The 14,881-nt window shown below is 66.6% G+C and carries 11 protein-coding genes; 1 reads left to right on the top strand and 10 read right to left on the bottom strand.

Going from position 1 to position 14,881, the window contains the following annotated elements:
• Positions 1-244 precede the first annotated feature (244 nt).
• From AC3A3G_RS14575 to AC3A3G_RS14550, 6 genes are all read right to left on the bottom strand, one after another.
• The gene (locus AC3A3G_RS14575; protein ID WP_487488525.1) at positions 245-1,486 is read right to left on the bottom strand and encodes an NAD(P)/FAD-dependent oxidoreductase; all 1,242 of its coding nucleotides are present in this window, start codon (positions 1,484-1,486) and stop codon (positions 245-247) included.
• 38 nt (positions 1,487-1,524) lie between these two features.
• Positions 1,525-2,259 carry a histidine utilization transcriptional repressor HutC gene (hutC, locus tag AC3A3G_RS14570; protein ID WP_487488524.1) on the bottom strand — a complete coding sequence of 245 codons (735 nt, stop codon included), beginning with the start codon at positions 2,257-2,259 and terminating at the stop codon, positions 1,525-1,527.
• An 89-nt stretch (positions 2,260-2,348) separates the two neighbouring features.
• Positions 2,349-3,074, bottom strand: a complete 726-nt coding sequence (locus AC3A3G_RS14565) for a PepSY domain-containing protein (RefSeq protein ID WP_487488523.1) — start codon at positions 3,072-3,074, stop codon at positions 2,349-2,351.
• Between the two features lie 9 nt (positions 3,075-3,083).
• On the bottom strand, positions 3,084-3,797 hold the full coding sequence (locus tag AC3A3G_RS14560) for a hypothetical protein (protein WP_487488522.1): 714 nt from the start codon (positions 3,795-3,797) through the stop codon (positions 3,084-3,086).
• 78 nt (positions 3,798-3,875) lie between these two features.
• Positions 3,876-6,557 (bottom strand): TonB-dependent receptor domain-containing protein, encoded by a 2,682-nt coding sequence (locus AC3A3G_RS14555; protein ID WP_487488521.1) that lies wholly within the window; start codon positions 6,555-6,557, stop codon positions 3,876-3,878.
• 435 nt (positions 6,558-6,992) lie between these two features.
• On the bottom strand, positions 6,993-7,541 hold the full coding sequence (locus AC3A3G_RS14550; protein WP_487488520.1) for a GNAT family N-acetyltransferase: 549 nt from the start codon (positions 7,539-7,541) through the stop codon (positions 6,993-6,995).
• Positions 7,542-7,766: 225 nt separating this feature from the next.
• On the opposite strand from AC3A3G_RS14550, the gene AC3A3G_RS14545 reads away from it, so the two are divergent.
• Positions 7,767-11,039 (top strand): amidohydrolase family protein, encoded by a 3,273-nt coding sequence (locus tag AC3A3G_RS14545; RefSeq protein ID WP_289647878.1) that lies wholly within the window; start codon positions 7,767-7,769, stop codon positions 11,037-11,039.
• A gap of 185 nt (positions 11,040-11,224) precedes the next feature.
• On the opposite strand, the gene AC3A3G_RS14540 is transcribed toward AC3A3G_RS14545, so the two are convergent.
• The 4 genes from AC3A3G_RS14540 to AC3A3G_RS14525 all read right to left on the bottom strand — a co-directional run bounded on the left by AC3A3G_RS14540 (position 11,225) and on the right by AC3A3G_RS14525 (position 14,742).
• Positions 11,225-11,893, bottom strand: coding sequence for a DedA family protein (locus tag AC3A3G_RS14540; RefSeq protein ID WP_200165726.1), 669 nt, complete (start codon positions 11,891-11,893; stop codon positions 11,225-11,227).
• A gap of 121 nt (positions 11,894-12,014) precedes the next feature.
• Entirely contained in the window at positions 12,015-12,650 is a 636-nt protein-coding gene (locus tag AC3A3G_RS14535; protein WP_200165728.1) for a hypothetical protein, read from the bottom strand.
• A 43-nt stretch (positions 12,651-12,693) separates the two neighbouring features.
• A complete protein-coding gene (gene msrB / locus AC3A3G_RS14530; RefSeq protein ID WP_046653013.1) occupies positions 12,694-13,185 on the bottom strand; it encodes a peptide-methionine (R)-S-oxide reductase MsrB in 492 nt (163 codons plus the stop codon).
• Positions 13,186-13,257: 72 nt separating this feature from the next.
• The gene (locus AC3A3G_RS14525; protein WP_368924590.1) at positions 13,258-14,742 is read right to left on the bottom strand and encodes a hypothetical protein; all 1,485 of its coding nucleotides are present in this window, start codon (positions 14,740-14,742) and stop codon (positions 13,258-13,260) included.
• Positions 14,743-14,881: the final 139 nt, after the last annotated feature.

Here is a 14,881-nt window from a genome sequence, read left to right as displayed (position 1 = left end):
TGGTACTTGGTAAGGCTGAGGTCGGCAGTTCAATCCTGCCCGGCGGCACCATCCCAGCCCTTGCTGATCCCGGATCGGCAAGGGCTGGGGCCAATCTCTCCATTTCAATCAAGCACTTGTTTCACCGCCTGGACATGTCACGTCCGGCGCAGGCGTCTTCACGCCTCGATCAGGCAGATTGGAATCGTTCCTGGATGCCGGCGATGCAGACAGGCCCGCTCGCCTGACCGACATCGCCATTCCATCACCCGTCTCGGGACAGGGCGACAGCCTTCATGGACGTCGCAGAATCAGCCAGCCGTTCGGCTGATACCCGCGCCCCCTTCCCGATCAGCATCCGCCCGCCCATAAAGTCGGCCGGGGCGTTGACCGCCTCCACCGCCACGATCCTGTCGCCCCTGAGGTGAAAGACCGAGAAGGCGCCGCCGGCCGGATCGCCGCGCACCAACTGGCGGTCGGCGTCGAAGGGCACGCCCGCGATCTGCAGCTTGACGTCATACTGGTCGGACCAGAACCACGGCACTTCCGGCGCCGGGGCGGGGCGGCCGACGATGGCCGAGGCCGCCTGCTTCGCCTGTTCCAGCGCATTGGGCACGCTCTCCAGCCGATGCATGACGCCGCCGTGGACCGGGATCGGCCGCCGCGCCACGTCGCCGATGGCGTAGATGGCCGGATCGCTGGTGCGGGCCGTCTCATCGACCACCACGCCATTGTCGCACGTCAATCCGGCCGTGCGCGCCAGGGCCTCGCAAGCGAAGGCGCCGACGCCGACCAGCACCGCATCCGCCGCGATCAGCGTCCCGTCGGCCAGCCGCACGCCTGCATCCTCGAACCCCGCGACCTCGACGCCGGTCAGGATCTCGACGCCCTGTTTCTGGTGCAGGTCGGTGAAAAAGGCCGACAGGGGCTGAGACGCCACGCGTGCCAGCACCCGGTCCATGCGCTCGATCACCACCGCCCCGGCGCCCAGGGCGCGGGCCGAGGCCGCCGCCTCCAGCCCGACATAGCCGCCGCCGACCACCGCCAGCCGCTTGCCGGGGGCGAGAACCGCCTTCAGTCGCTCGGCGTCGTCGAGGGTGCGCAGCTCCAGCAGATCGGGCCTGTCCGCGCCGGGAAGGGTCAGCTTGCGCGCCGTCGAGCCGGTGGCGAGGATCAGCACGTCGTAGGTCTCGACCGTTCCGTCGGCGAAGGTCACGATCCTGGCGCCCGCGTCGATAGCCGTCGCCGTGACGCCGGTGCGCAGGGCGATGTCCTGCTCGGCGTAGAAGCGCTCGGGACGCAGCAGGAGGTCTTCCAGACCCGCCTCCCCTTTCAGCCAGGCTTTGGACAGGGGCGGCCGCTGATAGGGCGGCGCGCTCTCCTGCCCCGCCAGGACGACCTCGCCCTCATGCCCATACTGCCTCAGCAGCGCCGCCGCCGAGCCCCCCGCGTGTCCCGCGCCGATGATCACAACCTTGGACGGCAAAGCCGAGCCATCAGCCGACATGACTTTTTCCTTCATACTCAAACTGTTTGCAGCGACCGTTACGCCCCCGTGGGAACGGCCGGGTCCGGCTCGGAGGGCGCAAATCGCGCGCCCAGGTCATAGGCCTCGCCAGGGAAGGTCAGCCGCACGAAGGTGATGCCCTCGGCTCGCCGCCAGGTTCGGCGCTCCAACGACAGACAGGCCGCCGACGGCTCCACGCCCAGCGTCAGGGCGGTCGCCCGCGACACGTTCACCGCGCTGATCTTGTGTTCGGCCTCGGTCCAGGGAACCCGTTCAAGCAGCCAGGTTCCGGGCGGAATCTCGTCGAACGCCGCATCCCTGGCCTGGGGAACCGAGGTCAGGCAGATCACCCGCTCCTCCAGGGCGAAGGCGCGGCCGCTGCCCTTGTGCAGGCAGCGCAGCTCGATCACCTCCCCGGACGCGGTCAGTCCCAGTTCGCTGGCGTCGCGCCGATGGGCCGCGCGGACCTTCCGCAGCAGCAGCTCATAGTCATAGGGCTCGCCGCGCTTCTGGATCTCCGCCTGGATGTCGGGGATGTCCAGCAGCACGGAGTGAATGCGCGGCCGCGCTACGAAGGAGCCGAACCGCTTGCGCCGGACGATCATGCCCCGCTCGGCCAGGGGCGCCAGGGCCTTGCTGACCGTCATGCGCGAGCAGTCGTAGTCGGCCATCAGCTCATGCTCGAAGGGAATGCGGAAGCCCGGCGGCCACTCGCCCGACAGGATGCGCTCGGCGATGTCGGACCGGATGCGCCGGTGAAGCGGACTGTCCATGCGCCCCTCCCAAGGTCATGGCGGCCTTCTTCAGGCTCTGAATCATGAAGAAGCCGGGACGCCGTCACGGGCGCCCCGGCCTTTGGTGGTCAGCGGCGACGCCGCTCCTGCAGCCACTCGATGCCGTCGTGCAGATAGGCGAAGTCCTGCCTGCGGAAGGCCTGGAACAGCATGATGAAACCGCTCAGCGCCAGCCACAGACAGCCCGTGGCGATGATGATGATAAGCGGGTGGTTGAAGCTCTGGCGATCCGTGTAGTCCATGATGTGGATCATCCAGAACACGTCCCACAGCCGCCAGGTGTTGGTCTTGGCTCCCGCCAGCTCGCCGGTGGCGGCGTTGAGGATGAAGGTCGAACGCTCCTTGTCGGCGAACTCGACCCGCCAGGCCGGCAGGGCGAAATCGCGGGTCTCCAGTGTCGGCTTCTCGACCCGCGTCACCGAGGTGATCGCCGCCGAGCCGTTGAAGGCCGCCGTCGCCAGGGTCTTGGCCCGCTCGGCGTCGACAACCACCGGCGCGGCGCTGACCGGATCGACCAGCCTGATCCCTTCGGCGGTCGTCGCGGCGAAGACCCACTGGTCCTGCAGCGGCCGCAGTTCGATCTGCGACACGGGCGCGCCGATCGCCTGGGACACCTGGGCCAGCGACAGCACCTGGGTCGGCGCTGGCGTCGGCTTCACCTCGGCCAGGACGTGACCGCCCGTCACCTTGTGGTGGTCGATCATGGCCATGACGGCGCCGCTGATCGCCCACAGCAGGAGCTGGATGCCCAGAACCAGGCCGAACCACTTATGAAGTCTGCGAAGTAGAAACATGGGCGGTCCTCACGCAGCGGCTTTTTTGCGCACGCGGCGCTTGCGGCGGAAACTGAAGATCAGGAGCCAGGCGCCCGACAGGGACGTCGCCACCATCATCCAGGTCGCGACCTTCAGCAGGGCGTTGTTCATGTTGTCGCGGGTCTCGTAGTCCATGATGTGGAGCATCCAGAAGAAGTCGAAGCCTCTCCACAGGTCATGGCGCCGGGACAACAGCTCTCCGGTGTGCGGCGAAAGGTAGAGGGTCGGTTTCCACATCCCCTCGAACTCGACGCGCCAGATCGGCGCGGCGCGGCCGCGGATCTCGCCGGGGATCTCGGTCAAAAGCTCGGCCTTCACGATCCCGCCCTCGGGGGCGTAGATTCGCTCTGCGCGCCGGCGAGCGCCCGCTTCGTCGATCAGCGGCTGCTTCTGGCCTGTCCGGGCGTCGAACAGCGCCTGCCCGCTCGCATCCGTCAGGATGTAGAGCGGCTGATCCAGCTGCTGCACCAGACGCAGGCTGCTGGCCCGGTCGGCGCTCTTCAGGATGGTCGACGGCTCCACCAGACCGTCCGTCGCAATCGGCTTGGCGTCCGGCGTCCTTATCAGGTGGTCGCCGTGGATGATGTCGATATGGATGGCGGTCATGTAGAGACCGCTCACGATCCAGAACAGGGCCTGGACGCCCATGATGAGCGAAAACCACTTGTGGGTTCTACGCGCCAATAGAGGCCAGCGTATCATTTTATACTCACGTCTTGTGAGAGAAGGCTGCGTCAGGCGGCGCTCTAGAACTCGCGCCTGACGCACCTCACATCGGTTTTAGTTGAACTGATACGTCAGGCGGACATATCCGCGACGGCCCATCAGATCGTAGGTCATCGTGTCGGTGTTGCCGTCGGTCCAGCTCTGGATGAACGGGGCCTTCTTGTCGAACAGGTTGTCGATGCCGAAGGCCACGTCGACGTTGTCGTTCACCCGGTAAGAGAACTGGGCGTTGTGGTAGAAGACAGCGTCGGTCTGATAGCCGATGTCGCCCGGCGCGGCGTTGAAGTCCGTCGCCTCGCCGATCATCTGGATCGAATAGGTTCCGGCCCAGCGCTCATCCATGACCGTCAGGCTGGCGTTCGAGCGCCAGTGCGGATAGCCGCCGTTTCCGCCGCCGATGTGACCGTCGAAGATGATCGGATCGCCGCCCTCGAAAGGCGTGATGACGTATTCGTCCAGATAGGTGGTGTTCCAGTCCAGGCTGGCGCGACGCTGGCCGATGTCGAATGCGTAGCGCACGCCGATGTCCACGCCCTTCATCGTCTCCAGACCCGTATTGGTGGGCTGGGCCGACAGATAGTTGACCTCGCCCGTCAGCGGGTTGCGGGTGAAGCTGTCCGGCTTGCAGAACGGGTGGTCCATGTTCGGCGTCGCATAGCAGATCGCCAGCTTGGTCGAACCGGGGATGGAGCGGATGGCGTCCTCGACCTTGATGTCGAAATAGTCGGCCGTCAGCGTCAGGCCGCTGATCTGCGTCGGCTGCCACACCAGGCCCAGGGTCAGGGTCTCGGTGCTTTCCGGCTGCAACATCTCATTGCCGCCGACCGTGGTCAGGATGCTGTTGCCCATCTGCACATAACCCGCCGGAACGCCCGAGGCGGCGCAGTTGGCGATCAGCACGGCGTCGCCGCTGTCGCTGTAGCGGCTGCACGGATCGGTCGTGGTCAGGTTGCCCTCGGCCACGCCGCCGTACAGTTCCGGCACGCTGGGAATACGGAAGCCCGTGCCATAGGTGGCGCGCAGTCGCAGGCTGTCGACCACCGACCAGTTCAGGCCCAGCTTGTAGGTGGTGTTGCCGCCGAACAGATCATAGTCCGAGTAGCGGACGGCCGCATCCAGATCGAGCCGCTGCACGAACGGCAGGTCGCTCAGCAAGGGCGCCGACAGTTCGACATAGGCTTCCTTGGCCTTGGTCTCGCCCGCGATCGGATCCTGCTGATTGGTGTTGGAGATGCCCAGCACCGTCAGGGCGTCGGGATCACGCCAGCCCTTCTCTTCGCGATAGACGAGCCCCGCCGCCATCGCCAGGGCGCCGGCCGGCAGTTCCATGACCGTGCCGCTGACGTCGACGGTGAAGCTCTTCTGCTCGTTGCCGCCCGTGTCGCGCGAGTTGAACAGAATGTAATCGAGCACGTCCTGATTGACGTCGCCCATGCCCAGATAATCGCCGCACGGCACGGCCGCGCCGGGCGTCGGGCTGCACAGCGAGGTGTTCAGCGTATCACCCAACCGTTGCAGGTTGACGATGTTGGTCATGCCGTCGACGCCGGTGTTGCGGCCCCAGTTGGCCGAAGCCTCCCAGGTCCAGTCGCCGGCGATGTCGCCGCGCGCGCCGCCCACGAAGCGGTAGGTGTCCGTTTCCTGGAAGAACTGGCGCTGGCCCGGCTCGACCAGCAGACGACGGATCAGCAGCAGATCCTGGCCTGTCGGGTTGGTCGGATGATCGGCCGCGATGCGAATGTCGCGCAGAGCGCCCGGCGCCGCCATCTGGCTGCTCTCGCGGTGGGTGAAGAACAGCTCGCCGAACAGGCTGACCTTGTCGGTCAACTGATAGTCGGCCAGCACGGCCGTGCTGAAGCGTTCGATCGGCGAGGAGGCGTTCAGATAGCCGTTGGAGTTGTGGTTGTGCTTGGCCGGATCATACGACTCGTAGAAGTTTCCGTCCCCGCCCGGCGTCTGGTTGAAGTTGATCATCTGCCCGTTCGGCAGGACCGCGCGGCCGCCCGGCGTCGTGGCGCTGGAGATGCAGGTCAGGGCGCCGTTCACCTCGCCCAGGCCGCACGGAGCGCGGCTGGCCAGGTTGACCTCTTCGGACTTCTGATAGGTCAGGGCGGCGGTGACGCTGCCCCGGTCGTTCTTGATGCCCCACAGGACGTCGAAGGTCACATCCTGGCCGTCGCCTTCATCGGTGATGCCGTACTTGCCCGACACCTTCAGGCCTTCATAGCCGTTGACGGTGATGATGTTCACCACCCCGGCTACGGCGTCCGCGCCGTAGATGGCCGAGGCCCCGTCCTTCAGCACGTCCATGCGGGCGATGATCGGCGTCGGGATCATGTTCAGGTCGGGGGCGCTGTTGGCGCCGGTGCCGCCGTTGACCACGCGACGACCGTTGATCAGCGTCAGGGTCCGGTTGATGCCCAGGCCGCGCAGGTTCACCTGCGCCGTGCCGTAGCCGTTGCCGGTCCAGTAGGAGTTCGTCTGATTGCCCGCCGCGCCGGCCGACGCCGGCAGGCGCTGCAACAGGGTCTCGACGTTGGTGATGCCGGTGCGCTCGATGTCCTCGCCCGTCACGACCGTGGCGGGGCCGACCCCGCTGATGTCCTGACGCTTGATCCGGCTGCCGGTGACGACGATGTCGTCAACATTCGTCACATCGACTTCCTGAGCCGACGCCGCCCCGCCGTACATCGTCGCGACGACAGCCGCCCCCGCCAACAAAAGCCTCTTTTTCATCGTCCCCATGCCTTCCCGCTTAGGTATTCGCGCAGAACTTCGAGCCCTGACTGCGGTGGAACCTGTGCGGGAGGCGTCTTGAGCGTCAAGTCATGTATATACATATGGCGGCTCAAAAATCGGTAATATTTATGCCGAATTTACTGAAATAACGGCAACAAAATCCCCAGAAAACGTTCTGATCGCTTGCAACTCGCCAAACCCCCAAGGAAGTTGGGCCGTACATGACTATTTTTCGTTGCTCCAAATGATCATGCGCTTTAAACAGCGTCGTAGATTATTTCATATTTATACTTGAGATACGGCAATACGCGGCCAAACGCCTTACCCCTCAAAACAATGTGGGGATAAGCATCATGTTTTCGGAAACGCACAAAAGAACGTCACAAGATCGAATCCTGCGACGGCTCTGCTTCGCCGTTCGGCGCCGATGGATCACGCCAGGTCGCACGCCAGGATCATGTCTTCGTACTCACGACCGCCCACGCTGAAGCGTCGCTGGCCGAGCCCGACAAATCCGGTCCGGGCATAGAAGGCCAAGGCCCGCTGGTTCTGTGCATAGACGCCTAGCAGCAATCGCTGCGCGCCCCGACGCCGCGCCTCGTCCTGCGCCGTCGCCATCAAGGCGCGGCCCAATCCCCCGCCCTGGAATCGGCTCAGGGCGTAGATCCGCTTCAGCTCCAGATCGTCTTCGCGAATCTCAACCTCAGGCAACTGCGGCTTGTCCAGCAGCGCATAACCTATGGGCGCGCCATACTCGACCCGCGCCAGCCACGCCGCCGCCCCCGCCTTCAGTCGTTCCGCGTAGTAGCCGGAGGCATGCGCGACGCCGCAATGCGAAACGATGGCCAGGCCGTCCAGCACCCCTGCAAAGGTTTCGAGAAAGGTCGCCGCCCCGATCAAGGCCAGGGCGTCGGCGTCAGCAGCCTGCGCGCTCACAATCGTCCAAGCCGACGCATTCGGGGCTTCATTCGACGCGCTCACTCTGAACTCCATTGTTCGTCGCCCGATAAAGAGCGCCCGCGAAAAGCTCCGTCAGTTGAAGCTTGACGGCAAGACGACGAAATCGCGCAGGCGCTCGCCGCCACCCGCGCCACAAGTCGCCGAAGATTATTCGGCCTTTGCGTCATTATCCCGACTGGTCAACCCAGTCTGCCCGCCGCTAGCTTCGCCCCATCAAGTTTTGTTCGAGGGGCTGAGGGGCTTTTCATGAAGCGTATTCTGATGACCACGGCTGCGGCGCTGACCGTGGCCTTTCCGGCGTTCGCACAGACGCCCGCGGCAGGCGGGGCCGAAGCGACGCCGAAATGGGACGTGCAGAACCCCATCGGCGCCCAGCGCGACGTCAACATCAACGTCGACGAAGGCACCTGGATGGCGCTGGACGTCAGCCCCGACGGCCGCGAGATCATCTTCGACCTGCTGGGCGACATCTATGTGATGCCGATCGGCGGCGGCGAAGCCCGCCCCATCGCCTCGGGCGTGGCCTGGGACATGCAGCCGCGCTATTCGCCGGACGGCCGTTTCATCGCCTTCACCTCGGACCGCGCGGGCGGCGATAACCTGTGGGTCATGGACCGCGACGGCTCCAACCCGCGCCAGGTTTCCAGCGAGACCTTCCGCCTGCTGAACTCCCCCGCCTGGACGCCGGACAGCCAGTTCATCGTCGGGCGCAAGCACTTCACCTCCTCGCGCTCGCTGGGCGCGGGCGAGATGTGGATGTACCACCGCTCGGGCGGCGGCAGCGGCGTGCAGCTGACCGAGCGCCGTACCCAGCAGAAGGACACGGGCGAGCCCGCCTTCTCGCCCGACGGCCGCTACATGTACTTCAGCGACGACTCCACGCCGGGCGGCGTCTTTGAATACTCGAAGGATCCGAACACCCAGCTCTATGTGATCCGTCGCCTGGATCGCGAGACGGGCGAGATCAAGCCTTTCGTCACCGGGCCGGGCGGCTCAGTGCGCCCCACCCCGTCGCCGGACGGCAAGTCGCTCGCCTTCGTGCGCCGCGACCGCTACCAGTCGGTGCTCTACGTCATGGATCTGGAGTCCGGGCGTGAGACGCCGATCTACGACGCCCTGGACCGCGACATGCAGGAGACCTGGGCCATCCACGGCGTCTATCCGGGCTTCGCCTGGACGCCGGACAACGGCTCCATCGTCATCTGGGCGGGCGGCAAGATCCGCCGCATCGACGTGGCCTCCAAGGCCGTCAGCGAAGTGCCCTTCCGCGTCACCGACACCCGCCGGGTGCAGGAAACCGCCCGCTTCCCCGTCGACGTGGCCCCGGCCCAGTTCGACGTGAAGATGATCCGCTGGGCGCAGACCTCGCCCGACGGCTCCAAGGTGGTGTTCGAAGCCCTGGGCAATCTGTGGGTCCGCGACCTGCGCAACGGCGTGGCCGGAACGCCGCGCCGCCTGACGCGCCAGAGCGACCATTTCGAGCTGTATCCGTCCTGGTCGCGCGACGGCCGCTCCATCGTCTACACGACCTGGAACGACGAAAACCTGGGCTCCATCCGCGTGGTTCCCGTCGCGGGCGGCGAAGGCCGCACCATCACGACCAACCCCGGCCACTATCTGGAGCCGCGCTTCTCGCCGGACGGCCAGACGGTCGTCTATCGCACCTCCAGCGACGGCTATCTGCGCTCGGCCATGTGGAGCCGCGAACCGGGCATCTACCGCGTCTCCGTGCGCGGCGGCGAGCCGGTCAAGATCACCGATTCCGGCGCCAACCCGCAGTTCGGCGCCAGCAACGACCGCATCTTCCTGAGCGCCCGCGACGGCGAGAAGCGCGTCCTGAAGTCCGTCAATCTGTCGGGCGAGGACGAGCGCACCCACCTGAGCAGCGAATGGGCGGCCGAGTTCTCCATCTCGCCGGACGAGCGGTGGATCGCCTGGACCGAACGCTTCAACGCCTATGTCGCCCCCTTCGTCCCGACGGGCCGCCCGATCACCGTCGGCGCCGACGCCAAGGCCCTGCCGCAGACGCGCGTCACCCGCGACGCCGGCGAGTGGCTGCACTGGTCCGGCGATTCCAGCCGCCTGCAGTGGTCGATGGGCCCGGAGCTGTTCTCGCGTCCGCTGAGCGAAAGCTTCGCCTTCATGGACGGCGCGCCGGCTGACCTGCCCAAGCCCGCCGAACACGGGATCAAGATCGGCTTCAGCGCCGACTACGCCCGCCCCAGCGGCGTCACCGTCCTGACCGGCGCCCGCCTGATCACCATGAAGGGCGAAGAGGTGATCGAGGACGGCGTGGTGGTCGTCAACGGCAACCGCATCGAGGCCATCGGCCCGCGCGGCTCGGTGACGGTTCCGGCCGGCGCCCGCGTCATGGACATGGCCGGCAAGACCATCATTCCCGGCCTGGTCGACGCCCACTGGCACGGCCGCATGGGTTCGGACGAGATCATCCCGCAGCAGAGCTGGGTGAACTACGCCGCCCTGGCCTTCGGCGTGACGACGCTGCACGACCCGTCGAACGACAACAGCGAGATCTTCGCCCACAGCGAACTGGCCAAGGCCGGGCGCGTGGTGGCGCCGCGCATCTTCTCGACCGGCACCATCCTGTACGGGGCGGCCACGCCGACGACGGCCGTGGTCAACAACCTGGACGACGCGCGCTCGCACCTGCGCCGGATGCAGGCCATCGGCGCCTGGAGCGTCAAGAGCTACAACCAGCCCCGCCGCGACCAGCGCCAGCAGATCATGCAGGCCGCCCGCGAACTGGGCATGATGGTCGTGCCGGAAGGCGGCTCGCTGTACCACGCCAACATGAGCATGCTGGTCGACGGCCACACCACCATCGAGCACTCGGTGCCGGTGGAGCGGATGTACGACGACGCGGTGCAGTTGTGGTCGCAGACGGGGACGTCCTACACCCCGACCCTGATCGTCGGCTTCGGCGGCGCCTGGGGCGAGAACCACTGGTACGAGACGACGGACGTCTGGAAGGATCCGATCCTGACCCAGTACGTGCCGCGCCGCATCCTGGATTCGCGCTCGCGTCGTCCGGTGAAGACCCCGCCGGAGGAGCTGAACCACATCTCCATCGCGCGTGAATCCAAGCGGTTGATGGATCAGGGCGTCTCGGTCCAGATCGGCGCCCACGGCCAGCGTGAAGGTCTCGGCGCCCACTGGGAGCTGTGGATGTTCGAACAGGGCGGCATGAGCGCCCACGAATCCCTGCGCGTCGGCACCATCAACGGCGCCCGCGCCCTGGGCATGGACAAGGACATCGGCTCGCTGGAAGTCGGCAAGCTGGCCGACCTGGTCGTGCTGAACGCCAATCCGCTCGAGAACCTGCGGGACTCGACCAAGATCGGCTACACCATGATCAACGGCCGTCTGTTCGATAACCACATGAACGAAGTCGGCGGCGCAGAGCGCAAGCCGTTCTGGTTCGAGAGCGAAGACGGCCAGGCCTGGAGCGCCTCGGGCACAGCCTCGGCCGCCGAGACCCACAGCCACACCCACGACTGATCCCGCCGCCAGGCAGGAACGCGAAAGGGCCCGACATCCGCCGGGCCCTTTTTCGTGAGCAGTTCAGTTTGAGCATTGGTCATTGCCTACCTCCGCTCATCCCGGCGGACAGTGTGAAAGCCCAAGGGTGACGAAAGATAGAAATCTCGCGGCTTGCGCCCTGATGCGCGAACGGGGCGAGGAGGTTATTCCCCCAGCCCGCGCACCGAGGCTTCCAGCAACGCATTGCGCCGCGCCGCACGGCCTTTCAACCAGCGCATGGCCAGCACCAACGCCAGCACCAACGCGCCGAAGGCCAGCAGCCACAGGGTCGGATTGTGCGCCTCGCTCATCATCTCCAGCTTGGCCAACCCCTTGGCCGCCAGATAGCCGGGCGCCAGCATGGCCAGCACCCAGACGAAAGCCGAAGAAACGTTGGCGATCTGGAAGACGCGCTGTCGCATCTGCAGCACGCCCACCATCACCGGCACGAAGGCGCGCAGCGGTCCGAAGAAGCGGCCGATGAAGATGGAGGCCACACCGTAACGGCGGCAGTACAGGCGCGTCCAGGCCAGCTTGCGGCGGTGCGGGACCAGCAGATGGTGACGCAGCACCCGCGTGCCCAGACGGCGACCGATCCAGTAGGAGATGGCGTCGCCCATGACGGCGCCGATGACGCAGCCGCCGATGACGGTGAAGGGGTCCAGCACGCCCGCAGCCACCAACCCGCCCGCCGCCACCAGCAAGCCCGTCGCCGGTACGAAGGCGCCGATGACGACCAGGGACTCAAAGAAGGTCACGACGCCAAGGATCACACCGGCCCACATGGCGTTGCGGGCGATGAAGTCGGCGGCCGAGGTAAGCAAGCTGTCCATACTGATCCTTTGCCCAAGGGCATATGGGATCAGCGCCTATAAAGGGAATGCGGCGATGCGACGCCCGACCCGAAAAAACAGGTCTGCGTGGCGGATGGGCCGCACTTTGCCCGTGTCCAGCCTATCGGCTGACGTCGTCCGCCCGGTCGCGCGCAGGCTCAGCGTGCTTCTCGTCTACGCTGAAGGGGCGAATGCGACTGGGCCGGTCGCGCGGACTGCGTACGCCCAGCGGTCCCGGCATTGCGCCGTAGGCGTCACGCCAGCCGTAGCCGTCCAGGCCATAGCGCCCCGCCCCATAGCCGTAGGGCGAATAGCCATAAGGGCCGTAGCCGTAGGCCCAGGGCGCGTTCTTGGTCTGGCTGACGCTGAGGTTCAGCGTGCCGTTCTCGCCGATCGGCATGGAGACGGCGGCGGCGAAGTCACGATAGCCGCCCGTGCCGATTCCCGCGCTGACCTCGCCGTGCATCCTGAGGGGCTGCTCATCCTCCCAGGCGTCCGCCCAGGGCGGAGATGCGCCGGCGTCAGCCTTTCGCTCGCCGATCCAGCGGGAAATCTGCTCTTCCGTCGTCAGACCGTGCGGCGCCGCCGTCTGAAGCGTCACGGCGGGCGAGGCGTCGCCGACCGTCGCGGCCAAGGCGTCGGCGCTCGCGGTCGGCACGGCGCCCGGACCAGCGCGCGGCGCCGTCGACACCACGCCCTCGGGATCACTGCTCGCCAGCAAGAGGGAGGCGGCCATGAGTTCGATCAGCATACGCATCTACTCCCGTTCACAAGCACCCTAACCCCAAATGCGGCCAAGGTCAGGCCGTCCCGTCGTCGCGCCCTAAAGGATCAGGCAGAGGCTCGCCTTCGGCCACGAAACTGAGCGCGACCGAGTTGATGCAATAGCGCAGGCCCGTCGGCGGCGGGCCGTCGGGGAAGACGTGGCCCTGATGACTGTCGCAACGGGCGCAGCGCGTCTCGACCCGCACCATGCCGTAGCTGTCGTCGCGCACGGCGCGGACGTGAGCTGGATCGACGGGTTCGTTGAAGCTGGGCCAGCCGGTGCCGCTCTCGAACTTGGTCCCCGAGCGGAACAGGGGCAGGCCGCATTCGCGGCAGCAAAAGACCCCTGCCCGTTTTTCGCCCAGCAGGGTTCCGCAAAAGGGCGCCTCGGTGCCGTGGGCCAGAAGCACGCGCTTCTCTTCCGGCGAGAGGTCGGCCTCCAGCGCCACGCGCTGGCTGTCGGTCGGCGGCGTCAGGTCATAGCCGGAGGCAGAGCGCATCGGGGCGGCGGATTCGGTCTGGGTCATGATCTCAAAATAGGAAGGGCCGGACGGTCGTTCCACCGTCCGGCCCTCAATAGCCTGAGATGATCGTTCGGATCAGGCGCCGAACAGGCCGTTCACCCAGGTCCGCACGGCCGCTTCGTCGGTCGCGTCGCCGGCATAGGCCAGGGCGCCGGCCGGGGCGTAGGGCGCGTTGTTGCCGCGCTGGCGCGTCGTCCAGGCCTTATGGCCATAGCTGAGATCGGCGTAGTTGGACGGCAGACGCAGGGTCGTCGGCTCGATGAAGATGGTGTCCTCGGCCGTGGTCGAGCCGGCGACGCGCACGTTCGGCAGGCGGCTCAACAGGTCCAGCGTGTCCAGGCAGCCGCCCGAGCAGCCGGCGTCGACCAGCACGATCACCTGGCCCTGAACCGGGTTGGCGGCGCCGGTGTCCGGGGTCGCCGGTCGGCCCGGCATGACGAAGGTCGGCTGACCGGCGGCGATGGCGCTGTCGAAGGCGGCGACGATGGCCTGGGTCTGCTCGATCACCGCGCCCGATTCCTGGACGAAGCGCGGGTCCGACACCATGCGGTTCAGGGTGTCGGCGAACCACTGACGGTTGGCGGCGGTGGCGCGATAGGTGATCTGACCCGCTTCCGGCTGGCGACTGACGGTGAACTCCGGCGACCAGATGCGGTTGGCCAGGCCATAGCCGCGCGTGGTGGCGTTGAGCGACGACCCGTTGGCGCCGCGCAGGTCCAACACAAAACCTTGCGGCCCGCGAATAGCGGCGGACTGGGCTTCGATCTGGGCGAAGAAGGCGTCCCAGGCGGCGTCATCGGCCAGGGAGTGGACGTTGATCCACGGGCGGCCGTTCACCGTCTCGACCGACAGCGGCGCGCCCGACGGCGTATAGACCGAGGCGCGATAGGCGGCTTCCAGGTTCTGGGCCGTGGCCGGTTGCGGCGACAGGGTGAAGTCGCGGGTGCGGCGGCCGACCTGGAACTCGCAGGTTCCGGGCACGCCCGTGGTCATCGGGTTGTTGCGGTTCCACAGCAGATAGGGCGCGCTGCGGACGCGGCCGGCCTCGGTCGTCAGGTCGCCCTCGAACTGATCCAGCTTGGCCTTGGCCAGATCTTCGATCGGCTCGGCGTTGCAGCTCTTGAGCACGGCGCCCAGCGGCGGCGCGCCGCGCACGCCTTCCTGAACATAGGAGACGACGTACTGACCATTGCGCCAGGCTGTGGCCACGCCCGGCCAGCTGGTGGCGAAGAACGGACCCAGGCCCTCATAGGTCGGGCGGGCGGCGATGTTGGAATCGCGGAAGCCGTTGGCGTACCAGCGCAGCAGATAGGCGTGGCTGTCGCCGCTGTTGACCTGACCGGCCTTGGCCTGGGCCTGCTGCAGGCCCGTGTCCAGCCAGGCGCGGAAGGGGGCGCTGGCGTCGCCCGGCACCACGGCGGCGGGATGATTGTCGCGCAGGGCCGTGTGCATGGCCTGAAGGTCTTGCCGCGCCAGATCGCTGAAATTCTGGGCCGAAGCGGCCGAGGCGGCGAAGCTCAGGGCCAGTACGGCCGCCGAGGCGGAAAGCAGGCGTTGCATAGGGGTTTCTCCCGGTCCGTCAAAGTGCGGTTTGGGCGTGTTTTAGACCCATTAACGGCGCCGTCGCCACCCCTGTCGCGAATTGTGCAGCTTCTGACGGCGCGGCGTTTACGCGCGCCCGTTTCCTGACTAGGCCATG

The organism is Brevundimonas sp. Soil_N_31 (genome assembly GCF_057655995.1).
This window is presented reverse-complemented; position numbering and strand designations above follow the sequence as displayed.

Bases quoted from the DNA above. Each gene is read 5' to 3' on its own strand.
- AC3A3G_RS14575 (WP_487488525.1), bottom strand. From the start codon at position 1,486: ATGTCGGCTGATGGCTCGGCTTTGCCGTCCAAGGTTGTGATCATCGGC.
- hutC (WP_487488524.1), bottom strand. From the start codon at position 2,259: ATGGACAGTCCGCTTCACCGGCGCATCCGGTCCGACATCGCCGAGCGC.
- AC3A3G_RS14565 (WP_487488523.1), bottom strand. From the start codon at position 3,074: ATGTTTCTACTTCGCAGACTTCATAAGTGGTTCGGCCTGGTTCTGGGC.
- AC3A3G_RS14560 (WP_487488522.1), bottom strand. From the start codon at position 3,797: ATGATACGCTGGCCTCTATTGGCGCGTAGAACCCACAAGTGGTTTTCG.
- AC3A3G_RS14555 (WP_487488521.1), bottom strand. From the start codon at position 6,557: ATGAAAAAGAGGCTTTTGTTGGCGGGGGCGGCTGTCGTCGCGACGATG.
- AC3A3G_RS14545 (WP_289647878.1), top strand. From the start codon at position 7,767: ATGAAGCGTATTCTGATGACCACGGCTGCGGCGCTGACCGTGGCCTTT.
- AC3A3G_RS14540 (WP_200165726.1), bottom strand. From the start codon at position 11,893: ATGGACAGCTTGCTTACCTCGGCCGCCGACTTCATCGCCCGCAACGCC.
- AC3A3G_RS14535 (WP_200165728.1), bottom strand. From the start codon at position 12,650: ATGCGTATGCTGATCGAACTCATGGCCGCCTCCCTCTTGCTGGCGAGC.
- msrB (WP_046653013.1), bottom strand. From the start codon at position 13,185: ATGACCCAGACCGAATCCGCCGCCCCGATGCGCTCTGCCTCCGGCTAT.
- AC3A3G_RS14525 (WP_368924590.1), bottom strand. From the start codon at position 14,742: ATGCAACGCCTGCTTTCCGCCTCGGCGGCCGTACTGGCCCTGAGCTTC.